Here is a 20,112-nt window from a genome sequence, read left to right on the forward strand (position 1 = left end):
ATCTCGCATAGCCGCTGCCCTTCTTCAAAGTCTGTTTCCGGCTTCGCCGACTGGCGGTCCTGACACAGTCTGCTATCCTTACTACTGTCGGTCGGCCCTCCACCAGCGCCTACCGCCGCACCTCACCTCTCGCAGGAGGATCGTGATGGAAACCACGTTGCAGCATCCGGCTTCGACTGCTCCACCCGCGCCGCTTCCCAAAAAGATCTTTCGCTTGGCGTTCCACGGCACGGGCGGCGCCTTGTTCGGCATCTTCATCATGAACGTGCTGAAGACGATCCTCTCGCTCGGGATCTACTATTTCTGGGGGAAAGTGAAGACCCGGCAATTCGTGTGGGGCCAGACGGAATTCGCCGGCGACCGCTTCGGCTATCACGGCACGGGCAAGGAGCTGATGTTCGGCTGGGTGAAAGCCGCGGTGTTGTTCGCCGGTATCGTCGCCCTTCAAAATGCCTTGGGGCTCGGCGGACACCCGTTTCTCGGGGTGCTATTGTTGTGGACCGGCATTGCCTTCCTCGTGCCCGTCGCGCAGATCGGCACGCTCCGCTACCGGCTGAGCCGCAGTTCCTGGCGAGGAATCCGGTTTTCCTTCCGCGGCGAGACGAAACCCTTCCTGCTGCTTTCGTTGAAAATGCTCGCGCTGACCGCCCTTACGCTGGGGTTCGGGTACGCCTACTATGAATGTGCAACGCGAGCCTACTTGATCAATCATTGTCGGTTCGGCAAAGCGGCCTTTGCGTTCAACGGTCAACCCAGGCAGCTGTTCTGGATGTATGTCAAGCACGGGATCGTGCTCACGGTCGGCGTAGTGGTGCTGCTCATCTTCACCTTCGCGGGACGCGACCTCTCGACCTCAAACGGCCTCTTCGGGGCCGCCAGTCTTGGCGTAGCGATGTTCATTCCCTTCGTCCTGCTCTATGGGCTGGTGCTCTTGTCCATCGCCGTCCGGCGCCGCCGGTTCTACTGGGATCACACGACGTTCGCCGGCGCGCAGTTCACAACGACGGTAACGATGGCCAATTTGCTGGGACTCTACCTGACCAACGGACTGCTGCTCCTGTGCTCACTCGGGCTCGCCTTCCCCTGGGTGACCGTCCGCTCCCGGCTGTACGACTGCGCGCATCTCACCTTGACCGGCGCCTTGGACCTCGATGCGATCGAACAGGACGCGCAGACCGCCGCGGCCGTGGGAGAAGAACTGAGCGGCTTCCTCGATGTAGACGCGATGGCGGGCTGAGGCATGGCGGACGGCTCCCATCCAGGCGGCCCGCCGCAGACCTGGCCCGCTTCCTATTACGACGGCCGGAGCTCGGCGCGGCATCCCGTCACGGTGACGTTGTCCGGATCCGGCCTCACAATCCAGAGGGAGGACGGCACGCCGCTGTCCTGGCGCTATGACGACGTCCGCCAGACACAAGGAGAACATGCCGGAGAGCCCATCCGCCTCGAATGCGGCGCCCCCCTCCAGGAAGCCCTCGTCATCGACGACGCTTCGTTCGCCCCCGCATTGCGCTCATTCGTCGAGCATCGCTACCGGCACTTCCGCTTTCCGCTCTCGGTCCGCCGGCGCATCGCTCAGATCGGTGCCGCATTCATGGCGTCGATCGCCGCGGTGGCGGCCCTCGTCCTTTGGGGCATCCCCGCCCTGGCCGATCTCGTCACCCCCTGGGTGCCGGTTTCCTGGGAAGTGTCGGTGGGTCAGGCAGCCCTTGGCCAGATGGTACCGGACAACCAGCGTTGCACGAACGAGCGCCTGCGCAAGCGACTGGACCTCCTCATGGTGCGCCTTGTCGATCCGTCGAAGACGCCGTATGAATTTCATCTCACCGTCGTCGACTCCCAGCTCTTCAACGCGTATGCCTTGCCGGGCGGAAACATCGTCATATTCCGCCCGCTTCTTCAGGCCACCAAGACTCCGGAAGAACTGGCGGGCGTGTTGGCCCACGAAGCGCAGCATGTGCTGCTGCGGCATACCACCAAGTCGTTGCTCCGAGATCTCTCATTGGCGGCCATGATCGGGGCGGCGTTCGGCGATGTGAGCGGTATCGGAGCGCTCGCAGTGCAGGCCGCCGGAACGCTATCAGTGCTCCATTACAGCCGCGACATGGAGGAGCAGGCCGATCGGGAAGGCATGCGCCTCTTGCAGAAGGCGCATTTCAATCCTGCGGGGATGATTCGATTTTTCGAAACTTTGAAGGGCCGGCACGGACACATTGACGTACCCGGCTATCTCTCAACCCATCCTCAGACAGAGGAGCGCATCGCCAGACTGAAAGCCATGCTGCATCACCCCTCCGACACATCTGCGGTCGAACCTGACGAGGAGTGGCAGCACACGGCGGCGCTCTGCCGCGCATAGGAAAATCTCGCGTGGCGTTTCGTCCCTCGTAGGCCCCGGCTTACACCCTCTCCACCGCTTTCCCGGTCTTGTGCTTCTCTTGCAGCCAGAGTAGGATGGCCGTCGTGCGATTTAACCATGTCCAAACACGGAGGAGCGGCACCATGGCACACCGGTCGGTTCACGCATTGGGATCCATCGTCTTACTGGGAGCGGTCGTGGCAGGTTGTGCGAGTGACGGCACGACGGGATTGCCGGCATCGGATCGGGGAGCGACATCGGCCTCCACCAGGAACATCGACCGGATCGCGCCGGGCGCCGTGGAGGACACGCTGGCCGCCTGCATGGCGCGCATTCCCAAAGATGCGAGCGCGGGCCAACGGATGCTGGCGGAGGAAAGCTGCCGCCGCGATCAAGCCGCGCGCCGCTGAGCCGTACACCGAGTAGCGGGAGGCGGCGGACAAGGCTGCCTCCCTGACGCTGCATGCGCCTCCGTCCTCGCCCCACACACTTCCCGCCATATGACGGTCGACCGGTGCTCCTCTCAGACCGTGGAGCGAACCCGGCATGATCTACTGGCATAAAATTTTGCCGGTGCCGTTCCTCCCCGTCGGCCTCGTCCTGGTCGTGCTCGTCGTGGCGGCCTTGACGAAGAAGCGAGGCCCGTTGCTCCTGGCCGCCTCCCTTCTGCTGGTCTTCAGCCTGCCGTTGACGTCGAGCCTCCTCATGCGGGCGGCGGAGGACTTTGCGGTGCGCCGCCCCGTCGGCGAGATGCAGGCCGCGGACGCGATCGTCGTCTTGAGCGGCATGCTGATGTCGGCCCCGCTCGCCGGTGGAGGGGGCGTGACGGAATGGATCGACCCCGATCGGTTCTTCGCCGGCATCGACCTCTTCAAAGCCGAGAAGGCACCGCTGCTGGTCTTCACCGGTGGAACGTTGCCGTGGCTGCCCGACTCTCCGCCGGAGGGCCAGGTCTTCAAGGAGTTCGCCGGCCGGCTCGGCGTGCCGATTGACCGCATCCTTGTCACCGCCGATGTGCAGAACACGGAGGACGAGGCGCGGGAAATCCGTGCGCGCTTGGGGAAACAGAACACCATCATTCTGGTCACGTCCGCAGTGCACATGCCGAGAGCGAGACTCCTCTTTGATGCCTTCGGGTTCGAGGTGGTTCCCTTCCCGGTCGATTTCAAAGTGGAGGCCGGCGGCACGCTCTCCGTCCTCGATGCCCTCCCCAACGCAGTCAGCCTCTGGAAATCCGAGACGGCTCTCAGGGAACTGTTCGGCCGGGCCTTCTACACGGTGAAGCTGGCGTTCTCGCCGCCTCGGTAGCGGTCGCCGGCGCAGCGACGCCCGCTGCCGTTTGCTTTTCGAGACTCGGCTTTTTACAATTCACCCACACTTTGTTCGGAAAGGAATATCGGTCATGCACTATGCCTTCATGATGTCCTGCGCCGCTGTGCTCGTCTTCCTGCTGGCCGGCGGCGTCCCTCTGCCGGTCGGTGCCGCACGAGGAGGCGGCGGTAAGACCGAAGTGTTGCCGATGACAAAGGCGGCGCCGGCGGCGGTCGTCATTGAAACCGCAGGCGGCGAACAGGAGTTGCGGAGGCAATTGCGGGTCAAGAACGGCGTGACGGCGCTCAGCGGACCCGCCAACGTCCCCTTCTCCCAGGCGCCGACCGGGAGCTTCGGCTTCATCGCGCCGCAGCCGCTCGGCATGGCTCTGGTCACGCAGAGCCCCGACTTGCTGATGGAACGGGCGGCGTCGGCTACCAATGCGTTTGAGATCCACAAGCTGGCTGACGGAAGCGGGATGCTGGTGGGATTTATCGGAAAAGAGCTCGCCCCTCAGGTGACGCCGGCCAACCGGCCTCACACCGTCCGCATCGCACTCTATTCCAGTCCTTCAGACGCGGCGCCGTATATCGCCGCCGTGCCTTTGACCAAACTCATGGTGGATCGGATGCCGGTGCGCCTGGATCCGAAGAAGACCGACAGCGCGGTCATGCTCGACATGGACCTGCAGGGCACGGCGAACCGGAAGTCGCCGTCGATGGGCCAGTAGAGGGCAGCTGCTACCGCAGCCGGATCGCCCGGCCGTCGATCCGCACATCGCCGAGGAATTTCCGAAAGTTGCTTTCCAGCAAATCGGTCACCAGCGCCTGTGCATCTTCCGGATCGAACCAGAACACTTGATCCGTCGCCGAACCGGACACCCGTTCGCGCACCGTGCTGTCGTCGCTGTGGTTGGCGATCTGGAACATCACGTTGTTCTTCGCCGCCAAGTCGGTGTGCAGGAAGCCGCCGGTGGCGTTGACCGACAACTCCGTGATCGTGCCGTGAATCGTCACGTCGGCTCCATCGGCGCCCGGCGCCCGGGCCACCGAGGCCCGCCATCCCTGGCGGGTGAGATAGTCGACCAGCGCCTGGGCCACCGCGTTGGAGACCGCGCCGCTCGGCACATCGAAATAACTTTCCCCGCCCAGGAAATGCGCCCGCCGGCCGAGATACCGCTGATCTCCCCGCTTGTCTTCGAAGGGGACGACCGCGATCCGGGGCCCGCCGGGAGCCGGCGCCGCAGCGCCGGTGAAGGTCCCGGGAATCGCGATGGGAATTTTTTCTCCGCTTCCCGCACAGCCCGCAAGGCCGATGAGCGCCACACACACCAGGACCCGTAACGCGTTCACATTCCCCTCCTTGGACGATGGGTGATTACTGGACGACGAAATGGGCGCGCCGGTTCTTGCTCCAGCAGCCTTCGTTGTGATCTTTGCAAAACGGCCGCACTTCCCCATAGCTCGTCGTCTGGATCCGTGAGCCGGGAATCCCGAGATCTTCCAGGTAGCGTTTTGTCGACAGCGCTCGCTTCTCGCCGAGCACCAGGTTGTACGCGAGCGTCCCGCGCTCGTCACAATGGCCTTCGATGAGCACCGACGTGCCGGGCTGGGTCCGCAGCCAGGCGGCATTGGCATCCAAAACCGTCTGCGCATCGCTGCGGATGTGGTATCGATCGAAATCGAAGAAGATGTCCGCCAAGCCGGCCGGCTCTCCTTGGAACTTGCCGGCCTGCAGGGGACTCTGATCTGCGCCCGGCGCAACGCTCGCGCTCGGCGTCGTGCTGCTCCCCGGTGTCGGGATACCGGCGGGCGCCTCGCTCAGTGCAGATCCTGCCGACGCCTCGCCCGGCGCAGACCCGGCCGGCGCACGCTCGATCGCGGGAGAAGTCGGCACGGAGGCCATCTGATCCTGCTGAATAGTTTCCACCGGGCCGGGAGCCCCGGCCTTACTCTTCATCGTCGTCGATGCGTCACCGGACGTCGAGGCCACTTGCTTGGACGCACAACCGGCCGCCATCGTCACGATGGCGATGATCACCGCGATCCCCATATCTCTATAGACTCGGCCTCTCCTCATGCCTCACCTCTCAGTAATGTGTAGTGCCGTTGGCCCCCCATGCTCCCTGGCAGCTGCGATCGGCGGCGTTGGCTATTGTGCCTGAGTCGGCGGCGAGAGGCCAGAGCAGAAATTGAGCAGCGAGTCCTCTAGAGTCAGATCGCCGGCCCGTGAACACTCGTAAAAGCGGAAGGCGGGGAAGGAAATTTTACGAGGGCGACCAGCTCAAGAAGGGGCGACAATGCCGTGCGTCACGGCATACTTGATCAAGTCGGCGGTCGTGTGAAGATTGAGCTGATCCAAAATCTGCCCCTTATGGAACTCCACCGTGCGGGACGAGATGTTGAGGACGTTCGCGATTTCCTTGGCGGTGCGCCCTTCGGCCAGCAACTGCAGGACTTCGCGCTGGCGCAGGGTCAGTCCGTCGGTGCCTCCGGGTTTCTCCGACGCTTTCGCGAGAAAGACATCCAGCAAGTCCTTCGTGATCAACGGCGTGATGTAGGAATGGCCGGCGATGACCGCGCGGATCGCCTGCTCCAGCTCATCCACGGCCGAGCGCTTCAATACGTACGCCGAAGCCCCCGCCTCGAAGGCGGAACGCACATAGTCCGTATCGGCATGCATCGTCACGACGATGATTTTGATGGCGGGATTGAGCTTCCTGATCTGCGCGGCGGCGTTGATCCCATTGAGCATGGGCATGGACACGTCGAGGATGACGATGTCGGGTTGCAACCGCTTTGCCGCATCGACGAGCGCCCGTCCATCCGCCGCCGTCCCGACCAACTCGTACTGCCCTTCGAGAATGCGGCGGAACCCCTCGAGCACGAGCGCATGATCGTCGCCCAACAGGATGCGCGGCTTAGACATGGGTCCCTCCGTGAAGCGGCACCTCCACTTGAACGTGGGTGCCTTGGCCGTGCGCCGACTTCACCTGGAACGTGCCCTTCGCCAGCCGCACCCGCTCTTTCATACTGAGCAGCCCCAGATGCCCGCCGGCCTGGGCCGACGGCCCGCTCTCGAAGCCCTTGCCGTCGTCGCGCACGGACAGGCTCACCACATCGTCCTCGCAGATCAGCTCCACTTCGGCGTGCGCCGCCTCGGCGTGGCGCGCGATATTGCTGAGGCTCTCCTGCACGATGCGATACAGGCAAATCGTGGTCTCCGCGGGCAGCGCGGCGACCGGGTCCTTGTGCACATAGGTGGTTTTGATCCCTGTCCGCGCGGCAAACTCGTCGACCAGTCGGCGCACGCCCTTGACCAATCCCAGATCATCCAGAATGGAAGGGTGGAACCGATAGGCCATTTGCCGCACGTCGTCGGAGACGGCCGTCAGACGCTCGGAGACCAGGCGCACAGACGCACAGAGGCCTTCCGGATCGGTGGGCGGCTCCTTTTCCATCCTCCGAAGATCCATCGCCAGCATGGCCAGACGCTGGTTCACGTCATCATGCAAATCACGGGAGATGCGCCGGCGGTCTTCCTCCTGCGCCGTCAGCAGTTGCCCCGCCAGCGCCCGCAAGTCCTCGCGGCTCTGCTGCAACTCCCGCTGGCTCGCCTGCAACACCGCCTCGCTCGTTCGCAGCGACCGCTCCGTCTCCATCCGCTCGGCGATTTCGGCCACCAGCGCCTGGTTGACCGTCGCCAGCTCCTGCGTACGCGCTTGCACCCGCGCTTCCAACTCGTCGTGCGCCCGCTGCAACCGCTCTTCCGCCCGCCGTTGATGCAGAAAGAACAACACCGGGAGCCAGATGGCCGTAAGACTGAACAAGCGGCTGGTCACGCCCATCCAGCGCGGCATGCCGTCGATGACGGGGCCCCACACGAGATCGGACAGGTCGAGCACGGAGCAGACCGCGGCGGTGATCAGGGGGCCCTTGCGGTTCGGGAGAAGGAAGGACAGGATGACCAGTCCGCCGTAGAGGACCCCGTTGCCGACACCGAGGGGGAGGTACAGATCGAGACAGAAGAGACCGATGCCCAAGCCGATAATGGTGCCCAACAAGAGCCCGGGTCTTTCCTCACCCACTCCGTCCTTCATGGGCCGTATTATCCATTGAGCATGGATTCCTGAGCAAGGGCTTCAGCGGACGGGCCGGCGCGCGCTCCTGTTACCACCCGGCTCCGCCGGTCGCCAGTCTGAGACGGTAGAGCGCCGACCCGCCGGTGACAAAGAGGGTCCGCCCGTCCTCGCCCCAGGCGACATTCGACGTAGGCCGGCCGGTTTCGATCGTCCCGAGCAACGTGCCGTCCGATGCAATGACGCTGATGCCGCCCGGTCGCGCCCCGAAGAGATTACCGTGCCGATCGACCTTGAAGCCATCCGGGCCGAAGAACGGGTCTTGTCGCCAGCGGGTCGCATCGAGCAAGACGCGGCCGTTCGCCACCGTCCCGTCCGGCTGCACATCGTAGGCCAGCCAGGCGGCCCGCTTCGGATCGACATCGGAGACATACAAGGTCTTTTCGTCCGGCGAAAACGCGATCCCGTTGGGGGCTTTGATGTCGCTGATGAGGCGCACGACCGTGCCATCGTTCGCAAGGCGATACACGCCCTGCACCGGCGCTTTTGCGGGATCGTCGAAGACGCCCGGCAGTCCGAACGGCGGATCGGTGAAGTACAGGTCGCCGTTCGATTTGAAGACGAGATCGTTCGGGCTGTTGAGAGGGTAGCCGCCATAGTGATCGGCGAGAACCGTGATGCGGCCGTCCGCTTCCAGTCTGCCGATTTGACGATCGCCGTGCCGGCACAGGAGGAGGTTCCCCTTCGAATCTAACGCCAATCCGTTGGATCCCGGTTCCTTTCCGACAAACGGCGTAGAGCCGCTGTACCCGCTGCCTTCGAGAAACAGGCTCACCCCCTCGCCGGCTTTCCATTTATAGATACGGTTGGCCGGGATGTCGGAGAAGAGCAGATAGCCGCCTTGCCTGTGCCACACCGGTCCTTCGACCCAGGTGAAACCGTCAGCGATCGTTTCGAGCGCGGCATCGTGAGGCACGAGCAGATCGAAGCGTGGATCGAGGCTGGTGATAGCAAGGGGGACCGTTTCAGCCCGCATAGGCAAGGCGTGCCACAGCGTGGATACCAGGACTGCTGCAATAATAGGGTTCAACACACGCGGATTCATGGCCTCACTCCCGCCACATTCATCCTGATCCGATAGATCCCCGTCTGAGCCGTGATGTAGAGCGCCTTACCGTCATCGTCGCCCCAAGCCATGTTGTGCGGGTCTTCCGGGCCTTTGATGAGCCCGAGCTGCCTGCCGTCCGGCGAGAGGATCCAGAGCCCACCCGGCCCCGTTGAATAGACGTGCCCCTCCTGATCCACCTTCAAGCCGTCGAGCGCATCGTTGCCCGGCGCTTGTGTCATGTCGTGGAAGAGCCTGCCGTTCGCCAGCGTGCAGTCGGGATTGACATCGTAGCGAAGGATGACTTTCCGCCGGTCATTCCAATTGTTCACATACAGCGTCTGTTCGTCCGGCGACAGCGCGATGCCGTTCGGCGCATCGAGATCCGTACTCACCAGCTTGACTTCGCCGTCCTTGACGCAATAGACGCCGCTGTAGGGCAGTTCCTTGCGGAGATCGTTAAATGTCTGGGGAAGCCCGAACGGCGGATCGGTGAAGAACAGCGCGCCGTCGGATCGGTAGACGAGATCGTTCGGACTGTTGAGCCGCTTGCCGCCGTAGCGATCGGCGAGCACGGTGATGTTCCCGCGCGGCTCGACACGGATGACTCGCCGATTGCCATGTTGATTGATCGTGAGCCGGCCTTGGCGGTCGAGCGTCAGCCCGTTCGAGCCGGGCTGATGGTATTCACCCACGTCGAAGCCGCTGTAGCCGCTCTTCGTGCGGAAGACGGAGACCTGCCCTTCCGGTGACCAACGATAGATGGTGTTGGCGTTGGGGTCGCTGAAGAGGAGATAGCCCGATGCCTTGGCGGTGGCCGGGACCCAGACCGGTCCCTCGGTGAAGAGAAAGCCACCGGCGAGTTTTTCGAGTTGCGTCCCGGGCGCCACGAGGTGATCCAGCGCCGGGTCCGTCTGCACGATCTCGGTCCGCACGAATTGAGTCGGCCCGACGCGATGGGTCTTGTAGAAATCCAGCACGGCGGACCGGACCCAGATAAAATTGCCGGGAGGATGTGACAGCGGGCCGTTGATGCCGAAGACGGCCAACTGGATCTTCTGGCCCGGCCGGGCGTGTCCCGTCAGCACGACACGGTTCGGCGTATTGAATCCTTTGATCACGTGCCCGCCCGGCTGCCCCAGCACCAGCGGCAGCTTGCCGTCCACCCAGATTTCCGCATAGTCGTCGATGGCGATTTCAAAGACGACGGTGGAGCCGGCCGGATCGAACGAGCCGATCCTGTCCGGAATCGTCACGCTGGTGCGATACCAGTTGAAACAGAGCCGTCCGGTGGATCGCCGCTCTTCCAATTGCGCCGGCGTGAGCCGCTCCCACGTCGAATCATCGAAGTCCGCCGCGCCGGCATGGAGATCGATGTCCTGCGTGCGATTCGGCGGGCCGGACGGAGCCAGGTCGGCTCCCGGCCCATGATGATCCACCTCGATCACTCTGGCGTCACGGTACCGCCACTGTCCCTTGACCAGCGCCACACCCTCATCGGTCTTCAAATCCACAATCGCATCCGGCCGCACGCCGGGGGCGTCGCCGGTCACCTGCGCAACAGCCGCCTGCGGAACGAGGAGCAGGAGCATCGCACACACAGCTTTGCACTTCCCCATGTCTTCCTCCACTTATCCCATGGGGTATGCGGGAGGGCAGGTCTCTACCGCGCGCATTGAACGAGCACCGCCCATTGCCTCACATTGAATAAATCCTGCGTGCGCGTTCAGCGAGCGAAGAGACCTGCCCTCCCGCATACCCCTACCGCACCTTCACGACGTAATAGTCAAACGGCGCGCTGACTTCCTTGAACCAATGCGGCACCCCGTTCGGGATAATGACGACATCGCCGGGTACGAGCGCGCGTGTGTCCCCGCCTTCGACGGCCGGCGCGCGAAACTCATGCGGTGCGATCGTCTTGGCATCTACCGGCATGCCGCCGGTCACGAGTGTCGCCGAGCCCTTCAGGACATAGACGATATCCGTGTCATATTCATGGATCTCCACGGCGCCCGGCTTATCCCGATGGCTGGCGTGCACCATATAATTGCGCGCCGCATGCATCATGTGTTCGTCTTCGCCGACCAACACCGCCCCGTTCTCAAACGACGCGGCTACCTTCCCACTCTCGATATAGGTCACCGGCAATGGAGCATGGCCGTCGGCCATCCCGGCCATCGCCATCGACCCGAGCGCCTTCGCGCCCGCGAGGGCCAACTCCTCATCCTGCTGCGCGCTGGCCGCGCCGCTGACGCCGATCGCGCCGACGACCTTGCCTTCCCATTCGAGCGGAATGCCGCCTTGCAACGGCGTGAAGTTCTGCAGGTCGCCGCCGAGCGTGACCATCGAGGTGCGGCCGCCTTTGATCGCCTCTTCGAAGACCTTCGTCGGTTTCTTGAAGAGCGCCGCGGTGCGCGCCTTCCCGATGGCAATGTTCGCGCTGGCGGCGAAGGTCTGATCGAGACGCTCGAGGGCCACCAGATTGCCGCCTTCATCCACGACGGCGATCGAGCCGCCCGGCCCATGGACGCGCTGGGCTTCCGCGGCGGCGGCTTGGATAACCTTCTTGGCGCCTTCCAGCGTGAGGCTGCGCGTATCCGAAACCGATTCGGCTGAGCCGTTTGAAGCACACAGCGCCACCGCCGCTATGGCGATAGGTATGATGAACCGTTTCATGAGCCGTCTCCTTTCCTCGTCGTCTCCTACCACTCTTCAGCCGTCGGCCGCCCGCTTCGATCGCTGGACGTCTCTACGGCTTCGTGAACGTGGCCGCCGCGGCGGCGCCGGCGAGCGCGATGTCCTCATCCTGCTGCGGCGTTTCCCCGCTGACGCCGATGGCGCCGATGACGCGGCCGTTGGCCAGGATCGGCACTCCGCCTTGGAGCGGCACCGCGCCGTGCAGGGCCAGCGCAGACACACGGCCGTTTTTCACTTGCTCTTCGAAGACTTTGCTGGGGCGGCGGTAGATGGCGGCCGTTCTGGCCTTGTCGATGCCGACGTTCACGCTGGCGATCTGGGCCTCGTCGAGCCGTTCGAGCAGCAGCAGACTGCCGCCGTCATCGACGACTGCAATGACTACCCGTGCTCCTTCGGCTTTCGCTTTGGCCTCGGCCGCCGCGACGATCTTCTTCGCGCCGTCGAGCGTCAAGGCGGTTTTCTCGAAGAGCTGTGCCTGCGCGGTCCCTATGGAGAACATCACGGTCATCGTCGCCAACATGCATGTTCGCATCGTCGCTCTCCTTGCCGAGCACCGGCGCGAGGTACGGGCAAGGGGCTATGGGCTCCTCTGGCCCCCAGCCCCTTACCTTTCACCAGGCGTTACCGTCCCATCGCCATACTGTCGTGTTTCATCCCGCTGTCGGCTTTCATGCCGTTCGCGTGCTCGCCGGAGGCCGTCATGATCGGTTTGGCGAACGCCGCTTCACCGAGCAACGCTTCCGCCCAGGCACAGTAGATCTGCACCTTCGCGACATCGTGCACATAGGGCGGCAGCGTGATCGTGCGGTTTTCCTTGTCGCCCTTGATTTTCAGACGCTGCAGCAAAAACACGTTGCCCTTCGTATCGACCACCTGCCAGTGGGGTGCGGGCGTGTCGGGGATCTTGAAGTCGTCCGACCAGGTCAGCGTGTCGTTGTTGCCGGACCGCCCATGCATGGCGGTGCCGCTGTTCGCCTTGACGCCTTCGAATTTCGCCGTCGTGTGGGCATCCGCGGCAAAGCCGTTCGAGGCCGCGAACAAGCCGGCTGCCGTCACCATGGAAAGTATGCCCATCCTGAACGCCGTCTTCGCACTCATAACGCCTCCTTAGTGGTTGTGTGGTGAGCGCGGATCTCGCTGTTGCGCTTTGACGTCCGCGTCTTGCACGTCTGTCTGGCAAGGGAGGGAGAACTTACAAACTGGGAACGAAGCACGATGGTGGCTAGACGGACGCCCCGGCCTTACTTCCGTACCCGCAGCGGAAGATGCAGCGCTTGTCATTCTGATGGTGGAGCTTTGCGCAGAGCACCGCATGCGCGCCGCGAGCGCGGACGTAACATTCGCCGGCCAACAACATGCCGAGGAGCGGCGCGGTGAGATAGATCCAGAACGCGCGCCAGACATGGGCCGGCAATGCAGACGCGAGCGAGCGCGCCGGATTCATGCTCATTCCGGACAGCGGCGCTTCAACGGTGATGTACAGGGCGACGAGACAACCGGCGATGAGGCCGGTCCACGCGTTCAAGGCGGCCTGATTCGAGACGATCAGCACGACGGACATCAGGACGAACGAGATGAGCAGCTCCGCGGCGAACGCCGCGCCGGTTCCGTAGAATCCCGGAGCCGTGACCACGTAGTTCACGCGCGGATCTTCGATCGCCATGCCGATGGCAGCCGCAGCGATCAGCAGGCCGGCGACCCCGCCCAGGCATTGGGCCACCATATAGAAGCAGGCATCGGTCCATCGGATCTTGCCGAGCCGGAAGAACGCCATCGTGACGGCGGGATTCAGATGCGCGCCGGACTGTTGCCCCCACGGCGAATAGATGAGGGCGATCGCCGTCCCCCCCATGCAGAGACCGATCAGCAAACGTCGAACCACTGCGTCGGGAACAATGGTATGAAGCGGAGAGTGCGGATACTCGAGGGCGGTGGTCACCACCGCCGCGGAGACCATGAAAAGCCCCAGACCGGCCGCCTCCATCACATACTCGGGCCAATGGGCTCGGAGCGCCTCAACAAGATCCCGCATGGGCCCAAGCATCCTTGTGCCGTGTGTCGATCGGTTGAACCGTACTGTCCCGCTTCCTTGGCTCCGCCACGCTGTATCGGAAGGTCATTGGAGCGGACCCGCGATAGCCGGCGCTGAGCCAGATCTCTTCGGCAGTCTCATGACAAGGCCGACAGCGCCAACGGGTGACCGTCATCGCGCCACGGTCGTCCTCGACCGTCTGAGAGCTGGTGCTCAACATGACTTTTCGGCAGTTGGGACAGCGCATAGTTCCTCCTTGGTGAGGACAGCGGGAGAGTCAGAACATCTGAAAGCTCGGCGGCCGCCGCATCCGGCGGGTCGCCGGCCCCGCCGCCGGCACGGTCTCTTCAAGGCGCACCCGCCACGTGGCAAACTCCACGCGCTGGCTCAACCACCACCAGGCGGCGCGGAAGCGGAAGGCGCGTATGGCCTGACCGGCATGATGGATCGCCCAATGCAGTTGGGTCTTCATGGATCACCTCAGCTTGCCGGTAGGTCTCGTAATCCGACCGCTTCTTACAGCGCAGGATTCGGTGATCCGCCGTGCGGAGAACGCGAGGGGAGTTCCGATCAGTCCGCCATGCGGGATCGGGGAAGGGCAATCAGGAGCGGGACGGCCGTCTCCCGGCCGGAAAAAACAGGACCATGACGACTAGGAGGATGCTCACACCCGTCACCACACTCGTGGCCATGCGCAGCAGGGACTCGGCTTCGTTCCTCGCCTCTCCGGCGATCTCCGCTACAATCTCCAACAGCCGATCGAGGGCAAAGGACACGGCGATCAGCTTCGGCCCCGCTTGTTGGGCGGCATGTTGTTCCGCGTCGTCGCGGAGGCGGCGGATCTCGGCAGGCGACGAGGTCTTCCAGCGGGCGCGGAGGATTTCGAGAGTGCGGTGCGACGCATTGATATACTGATCCAACTTCTCGCGCACGTCGATCAACGCCGCCCGTTCTTGCTCTTGGACCTTGTGATGCGACGAGGCTTTGCGGCTGGCCTTGATGTATCGGTCGATCGTGGCTTCGATCCGTTCGCGTTGAGCCGGGAATGACGACGCGATGTTCTCGAACTGCTGCCGGCTGTCCGCTTCGATCGCTCTCAGAATGGTGGTTCTGTATCGGATCAGCCGGGCGTTCATGTGCCCGAGATCGGTCGCGGCCAAGGTGTATTCGGTATAGATGATGCGGAGGTCCTGATCGACTTTGGTGAGCGCTTCTCCTCCCCAGACGCCGCTGGCGATGATGAGCAGGCTGACGATGATCTGGGTCACGCGGGGCATCCACAGAGGCACGCCGAACTTGCTCCCTTCATGACAAAGGGCAGGGAGTCCGTGTGAACTCCCTGCCCTTTGGTTGATTCAGCGCCGAGGCGCTCTTCGACGCAGCCCAGTCACAGCTGCGCCGGTGCGAATTTCCCCCGGACACCGGCGGTCCTTAGAGCCAGGAGACCCGTTCCGCGGGTCTGATGTAGATCGGCTCTTCGACCTGGATGCGCGCCACTTCCTTGCCCGACTTGTTGAAGCCCAGCACGGTGTCGTTGTACATCTCGAACCGCTTCCCGTGGATCTGGGTCTCGAACACCTTCGGGCCCGGAATCACATCGTACCGGAAGATGATCTGCTGGCTCGCTCGCCAGAGCTGGAGCACGGCGAGCAGTTCCCGACTCGGCACCAGGTACTTCTCGATGGCGTTGTCCACGCCCGGGCCGAACATCTGCCGCGCATAGCCTCGCGGGCTGTGCCGCGGCGGGATGTAGAAGCCGTTGGGCTCCGTCCCCCACTGGGGATACAGCGGGAGCGCCACCTGCTCCACGCGGATCGCGTAGTACAGGGGATGCCACCGGTCTTCGGCCCACAGGCCGTCCTCCCCGATGCGCACCAGGCTCTGCATGCGGATCTTCCCCACGCAGGCCGCCATACAGCGCGTCTCCATCGGCTCGCCGCCCGTCAACGGATCTTTGCCTTCGATCCGCGGATAGCACGCGATGCACTTCTCGCTCACGCGCGTCGTGCCCCGGTACATCGGCTTCTTGAACGGGCACTGCTCCACGCACTTCTTGTACCCCCGGCAGCGGTTCTGGTCGATCAATACAATGCCGTCTTCCGGCCGCTTGTAGATGGCCTTTCTGGGACAGGCCGCCAAACAGCCGGGGTACGTACAGTGGTTACAGATCCGCTGGAGGTAGAAGAAGAACGTTTCATGCTCCGGCAGCGAGCTGCCCGTCATCTTCCACGGCTCGTCCCGCGAGAACCCGGTCTTGTCGATGCCTTCGACCAAGGCCCGCATCGAGGTCGCCGTATCCTCGTAGATATTGACGAACCGCCACTCCTGGTCGGTCGGGATGTACCCGATCGCCGCCTGGCCCACCTTGGCCCCCGCGTCGAAAATGGTCATCCCTTCGAACACCCCGTAGGGCGCATGGTGCTTGCGGCCCACCCGCACGTTCCACACCTGCCCGCCCGGGTTCACTTGCTCGATCAGCTGCGTGATCTTCACGTCGTAGAACTGGGGATACCCGCCGTAGGGCTTGGTCTCCACGTTGTTCCACCACATGTACTCCTGCCCTTTGGAAAAGAGCCAGGTGGACTTGTCGGCCATGCTACAGGTCTGGCACGCCAAGCACCGGTTGATGTTGAACACGAAGGCAAACTGCCACTTCGGATGCCGCTCCTCGTAGGGATACAGCATCTTCCGTCCCAGTTGCCAGTTATAGACTTCGGGCATTGTGACTCCTCCTTCTCATAATCAAATGGTTAACGGGCTTACACCTTGATCTTAATGTGCTCACCTTTGAGCCACTTGATCATGAATTCGTTCTCTTGGCCCGGGGTAAAGCCGGTCCGGACCGGTTCCCACGGCCCGCGCGCCCCGATGCCGCCGTCTTCCGCCTTGGTGATGCGGATCAGACATTCCTTCGGCACCGTGTTGATCGCGTGGTGGTCGACCTGATAGCCCCACTTGAACTTCCAGGCCACTGCGTGTTTGCCCGGCAAGCTGTCGGTCTGGTGCATCGGCATCAACCAGTTCCGGGTAAAGGACTGCTGCGCCCCGTACCGGAAGTTGGACTGATAGCCGGTGTCGACCGCGATGGCGCGCCCGTCCGGCCGCGTCTCGTGGCCCTTCACGGATTTGGCGGTTGAGACATAGGGCGCGTGTTTGGCCATCGTCACATGGTACGGATAGGCCGGGTTGTACTTCGCCCGGATCATCAACCGCGCGACCTTGTAGTACGGGTCCGAGGGCTTCCAGCCGCGATAGGGCCGGTCCACCGGGTTGCCGTCCACATAGACGTAGTCGCCGTCGTTGATGCCGCGGTCTTTGGCCGCCTGCGGGTTGATGTGCAACTGGTGCTCGCCCACGCCCGGCGTCCGCTTGTCCATCCGGTACGGATCGCCGAAGTTGCTCTCGTAGATCTGCACCCAGTCGTTCACCGACCACTGGCTGTGCACCCGGTGCCGGGTCTTGGGCGTCACGCAGTAGAACTGGTACCCCTTCTCCCACAACGGGTTCGAGTGGCGCTTGATCTCATGCCAGGTAAGCTTGATGTTCCGCACGGTCTTGTCGTCGTGATGTTGCGCCGTGATAGGAATGCCGTAGTCATCCGGCCGACAGTACGGGTTCGTCGTAAAGATGGCGTTCGGCAGGTACGGCGTGGCTTCCGGGCCTTCCCGGTGGCTGATGAAGTTTTCGCCGTACTCGATGGCTTCCGGCTCGATACGATAAGTCTCGTACCGCCCGGACCGCGTCCACATCGGCTTGCTCTCGTTCGTTTCCTCCCAGAACGGATGCCGCGGATAGGTCCGGACCATCACCATCCAGCCCTTTTCCGACTTCAGCATCGTATCGGCGCTGTAGCCGTAGAAGGTGCTGGACGCGTCCAACATGCGCTGAACATAGACGTCCACGCGATTCAGATAGACCATCGCGAAGTAGTCCTTCATGCGCTTGTCGCCGGTGATTTCAGACATCTTTGCCGCCACTCCCGCTGCCGTATCCAAATCGTTGCGGGTGTCGTACAGGGGCCGGATGCCGCCCTTCCAGATCTGCACCCAGGGATTGGACACCGTCACCGTCATTTCCGGATAGGTGAACTCCATCCACGAGTTGCAGGCAAAGGCGATATCGTTGTGGTTCACGTCCGAGGTCATCTCGATGTCCTGCGTAATCAACATCTCGATGTTCGGATCCACGTTGCGCACCATGTCGTAATGGTGCTTGGCGTTGTTGAGCACGTTCACGTTGGCGACCCAACGCGTTTTGCTCGGCGTCGGCATGTGGGTCTTGCCGGTGAAGACCTTGCGGCCGTACTTCGGCGTGTTCACGATCAACGCCGTATCGCCGTGGTTCCAGTAGCCCACTTCCTCGCCGTAGTAGTACGACTTGGTCTTGATCTCCTTGCCGTGGGCGTTCGGATTCGTGGTGATGTTGAAGGGATCCTCACCCGTGTGCACGGCCAGACCCGCGCCCGACCACGGCGTCGCGGTCCAGACACCTGCTTTGTAGTTGCCGGCCCAGGTATGCTGACCCGTCCCGAACTTCCCGACGTTGCCGCAGATGATGAGCACCATCGCGGCGCCGCGGGCATTGATGGTCTGATGGAAATAGTGACAGGTGCCTTCGCCGTTGTGGATCGCGGCGGGCTTGATGGTGCCCGAATCCCGCGCCCACCGGACGATCAGATCCTTGGGCGAACGGCAGATCTGATGCACGGTGTCCAGGTCGTAGTCCTGGAAGTGCACCAGGTACATCTGCCAGACCGGCATCGCGTCGATCTCGCGGCCGTTCAACAGCTTCACGCGATACGTGCCGTTCAGCGCCGCGTCGATGCCGCTGTTGGTGTAGTGCCAGCCGACTTGCTCCCGATGGAGGGGGACCGCCTGCTTCTTGTTCAAGTCCCAGACCATCATGCCGCCCAAGCGCTCGATCTGCTCCGGCTTCAAGGACTGAATCCGGCCCGAGTAGCTCTTGGAGAAGTCCGGCAGTTTGTAATCGGCGATGACGTCGCGCGGATCCAAATACTGGAGGGTGTCGGTTCGGACCAAAATGGGGGCGTCGGTGAAGCTCTTCAGGAAGTCGATGTCGTGCATGTTCTCATCGACGATGATCTTCATGGCTCCCAGGAACAAGGAGCCGTCCGACTCCGGCCGCAAAGGGATCCAGTAGTCGGCGCGATAGGCGGTCGGATTGTATTCGGGCGTGATGACGACCACGCGGGCGCCCCGCTCGATACATTCCAACTTCCAGTGCGCTTCCGGCATCTTGTTCTCGACGAAGTTCTTGCCCCAGCTGGTGTTCAGCTTGGAGAAGCGCATGTCGGAGAGGTCGATGTCGGAGCCTTGCGCCCCCGACCACCAGGGATGGGCCGGGTTCTGGTCGCCGTGCCAGGTGTAGTTCGACCAGTAGCGGCCGCCCTGCGCCTGATCCGGCCCGACTTTCCGAATCCAGGTGTCCAACAGCGACTGAATACCGCCGTTGAACCGAGTGACTCCCATCTTCCCAACAATGCCCAAAACCGGCATCCCGGCACGGAACTTTGTCGTTCTTGTGCCTGCGCCCTTCATCATCTCGATCATCTCGGGCGCATAACCCTGCTCGCGCAGCCGCCGTGCGCCCGCTTCGCCGCTGTACCGCGTGGCGATGACGACGTAGGCCTTGGCGGCATAGGTGAAGGCCGTATCCCAGGACACACGGAGCATGTCGTCCAGGAAGCGGCTGTCGAATTTGTACTTGCGCTTGGTTTCGGGCGTCAGCTCGGGGGAGCCGTCGTCCATCCACTGCTTCCAGCCCTTCCGCATCAACGGGCCCTTCAACCGATACGGGCCGTACACCCGGCGGTGGAACGTGAACCCCTTCAAACACATGCGCGGGTTGTGCGCGAACGTCCCGCGGTTCCCGTAGAGGTCTTCGTAGGTCTGGTGGTCGTAGTTCTGCTCGACCCGCATCACGACGCCGTTCCGGACGAAGGCCCGGATGCGGCAGGCGTGTGTGTCGTTGGGGGAGCAGCACCAGGTAAAGGATGAATCATACCGGTATTGATCGTGATAGACGCGCTCCCACGACCGGTCCGGATAATCGCCCAGCGGGTTCCCGACTTCGATGACCGGCTGCAACGCGGTCAACGCCAGGACCTTGTCCGCCACGGCCACGGCCGCGACGGTCCCCGCGGAGACTTTTAAGAATTGCCGACGTGACAAAAACATGTGGTTAACCTCCCTGCTAAATGACTAGTCGAACTGCACTCCTCACCGCCCAAGCGATCCATCACCTCCCTTCTGGCAACACAGTGCCGATTGACTACTACAAGCGATGTGCCATTAGCGGAGATAGACGAGCTGCGTGGAGAGCACAGAGAATTCAGCGACTTAGAGGGAGGCGGAAAGATGTCGAGTCAGGAAAGTCTGACTCGGCGTGATCTGCTCGAAGCTAGGGTCTTGGTTTTATTGAGAAATTCTAGCAAGGCGGTTCTAGAGGCTATCCGCAGGACGCAACTCATTGACGCCTAAATACTTTTTGACAATGGACGCATCTTCGAG

Annotated in this window: 19 protein-coding genes; 5 read left to right on the forward strand and 14 right to left on the reverse strand. The window is 62.8% G+C overall.

Features of this window, described 5'->3' with window-relative positions; translation table 11 throughout:
* Window positions 1-145 precede the first annotated feature (145 nt).
* The 5 genes from NITMOv2_RS18425 to NITMOv2_RS18445 all read left to right on the forward strand — a co-directional run bounded on the left by NITMOv2_RS18425 (window position 146) and on the right by NITMOv2_RS18445 (window position 4,400).
* Complete coding sequence (locus NITMOv2_RS18425; protein WP_053381262.1) at window positions 146-1,237, forward strand: YjgN family protein; 1,092 nt, start codon at window positions 146-148, stop codon at window positions 1,235-1,237.
* Window positions 1,238-1,240: 3 nt separating this feature from the next.
* Window positions 1,241-2,359, forward strand: a complete 1,119-nt coding sequence (locus NITMOv2_RS18430; protein ID WP_053381263.1) for a M48 family metallopeptidase — start codon at window positions 1,241-1,243, stop codon at window positions 2,357-2,359.
* A gap of 143 nt (window positions 2,360-2,502) precedes the next feature.
* Entirely contained in the window at window positions 2,503-2,769 is a 267-nt protein-coding gene (locus tag NITMOv2_RS18435; protein WP_053381264.1) for a hypothetical protein, read from the forward strand.
* Window positions 2,770-2,905: 136 nt separating this feature from the next.
* Window positions 2,906-3,667, forward strand: coding sequence for a YdcF family protein (locus NITMOv2_RS18440; RefSeq protein ID WP_053381265.1), 762 nt, complete (start codon window positions 2,906-2,908; stop codon window positions 3,665-3,667).
* A 94-nt stretch (window positions 3,668-3,761) separates the two neighbouring features.
* A complete protein-coding gene (locus tag NITMOv2_RS18445; RefSeq protein WP_053381266.1) occupies window positions 3,762-4,400 on the forward strand; it encodes a hypothetical protein in 639 nt (212 codons plus the stop codon).
* Window positions 4,401-4,410: 10 nt separating this feature from the next.
* Here the strand turns inward: NITMOv2_RS18445 and NITMOv2_RS18450 are convergent, their stop codons facing one another.
* The 14 genes from NITMOv2_RS18450 to NITMOv2_RS18515 all read right to left on the reverse strand — a co-directional run bounded on the left by NITMOv2_RS18450 (window position 4,411) and on the right by NITMOv2_RS18515 (window position 19,779).
* The gene (locus NITMOv2_RS18450; RefSeq protein ID WP_053381267.1) at window positions 4,411-5,022 is read right to left on the reverse strand and encodes a YajG family lipoprotein; all 612 of its coding nucleotides are present in this window, start codon (window positions 5,020-5,022) and stop codon (window positions 4,411-4,413) included.
* A 25-nt stretch (window positions 5,023-5,047) separates the two neighbouring features.
* A complete protein-coding gene (locus NITMOv2_RS18455) occupies window positions 5,048-5,722 on the reverse strand; it encodes a peptidoglycan-associated lipoprotein (RefSeq protein ID WP_053381268.1) in 675 nt (224 codons plus the stop codon).
* Between the two features lie 231 nt (window positions 5,723-5,953).
* Window positions 5,954-6,598, reverse strand: coding sequence for a response regulator (locus NITMOv2_RS18460; protein ID WP_053381269.1), 645 nt, complete (start codon window positions 6,596-6,598; stop codon window positions 5,954-5,956).
* Window positions 6,591-7,769 (reverse strand): sensor histidine kinase, encoded by a 1,179-nt coding sequence (locus NITMOv2_RS18465; protein ID WP_053381270.1) that lies wholly within the window; start codon window positions 7,767-7,769, stop codon window positions 6,591-6,593. Before NITMOv2_RS18465 ends, NITMOv2_RS18460 begins: the two co-directional genes overlap by 8 nt.
* Before the next feature lie 70 nt (window positions 7,770-7,839).
* Complete coding sequence (locus tag NITMOv2_RS18470; protein WP_053381271.1) at window positions 7,840-8,853, reverse strand: SMP-30/gluconolactonase/LRE family protein; 1,014 nt, start codon at window positions 8,851-8,853, stop codon at window positions 7,840-7,842.
* Window positions 8,850-10,472, reverse strand: a complete 1,623-nt coding sequence (locus NITMOv2_RS18475) for an SMP-30/gluconolactonase/LRE family protein (RefSeq protein ID WP_083448183.1) — start codon at window positions 10,470-10,472, stop codon at window positions 8,850-8,852. The genes NITMOv2_RS18470 and NITMOv2_RS18475 overlap by 4 nt, the downstream gene beginning before the upstream one ends.
* Before the next feature lie 142 nt (window positions 10,473-10,614).
* Complete coding sequence (locus tag NITMOv2_RS22995) at window positions 10,615-11,529, reverse strand: heme-binding protein (protein ID WP_083448184.1); 915 nt, start codon at window positions 11,527-11,529, stop codon at window positions 10,615-10,617.
* Window positions 11,530-11,602: 73 nt separating this feature from the next.
* Window positions 11,603-12,082, reverse strand: coding sequence for a GlcG/HbpS family heme-binding protein (locus NITMOv2_RS18485; RefSeq protein WP_202967262.1), 480 nt, complete (start codon window positions 12,080-12,082; stop codon window positions 11,603-11,605).
* Between the two features lie 89 nt (window positions 12,083-12,171).
* Window positions 12,172-12,648, reverse strand: a complete 477-nt coding sequence (locus NITMOv2_RS18490; protein ID WP_053381273.1) for a hypothetical protein — start codon at window positions 12,646-12,648, stop codon at window positions 12,172-12,174.
* 124 nt (window positions 12,649-12,772) lie between these two features.
* The gene (locus tag NITMOv2_RS18495; RefSeq protein ID WP_202967263.1) at window positions 12,773-13,582 is read right to left on the reverse strand and encodes an MIP/aquaporin family protein; all 810 of its coding nucleotides are present in this window, start codon (window positions 13,580-13,582) and stop codon (window positions 12,773-12,775) included.
* Between the two features lie 277 nt (window positions 13,583-13,859).
* A complete protein-coding gene (locus NITMOv2_RS18500) occupies window positions 13,860-14,054 on the reverse strand; it encodes a hypothetical protein (protein ID WP_053381274.1) in 195 nt (64 codons plus the stop codon).
* 130 nt (window positions 14,055-14,184) lie between these two features.
* Window positions 14,185-14,871: an MCP four helix bundle domain-containing protein gene (locus tag NITMOv2_RS18505; protein ID WP_145976423.1), complete on the reverse strand. Its 687-nt coding sequence runs from the start codon at window positions 14,869-14,871 to the stop codon at window positions 14,185-14,187.
* Between the two features lie 142 nt (window positions 14,872-15,013).
* Complete coding sequence (locus NITMOv2_RS18510; RefSeq protein WP_053381276.1) at window positions 15,014-16,303, reverse strand: 4Fe-4S dicluster domain-containing protein; 1,290 nt, start codon at window positions 16,301-16,303, stop codon at window positions 15,014-15,016.
* A 38-nt stretch (window positions 16,304-16,341) separates the two neighbouring features.
* On the reverse strand, window positions 16,342-19,779 hold the full coding sequence (locus NITMOv2_RS18515; protein ID WP_053381277.1) for a molybdopterin-dependent oxidoreductase: 3,438 nt from the start codon (window positions 19,777-19,779) through the stop codon (window positions 16,342-16,344).
* Between the last annotated feature and the right edge of the window lie 333 nt (window positions 19,780-20,112).

Origin of the sequence: Nitrospira moscoviensis (genome assembly GCF_001273775.1) — a bacterium.
Taxonomy (GTDB): domain Bacteria; phylum Nitrospirota; class Nitrospiria; order Nitrospirales; family Nitrospiraceae; genus Nitrospira_D; species Nitrospira_D moscoviensis.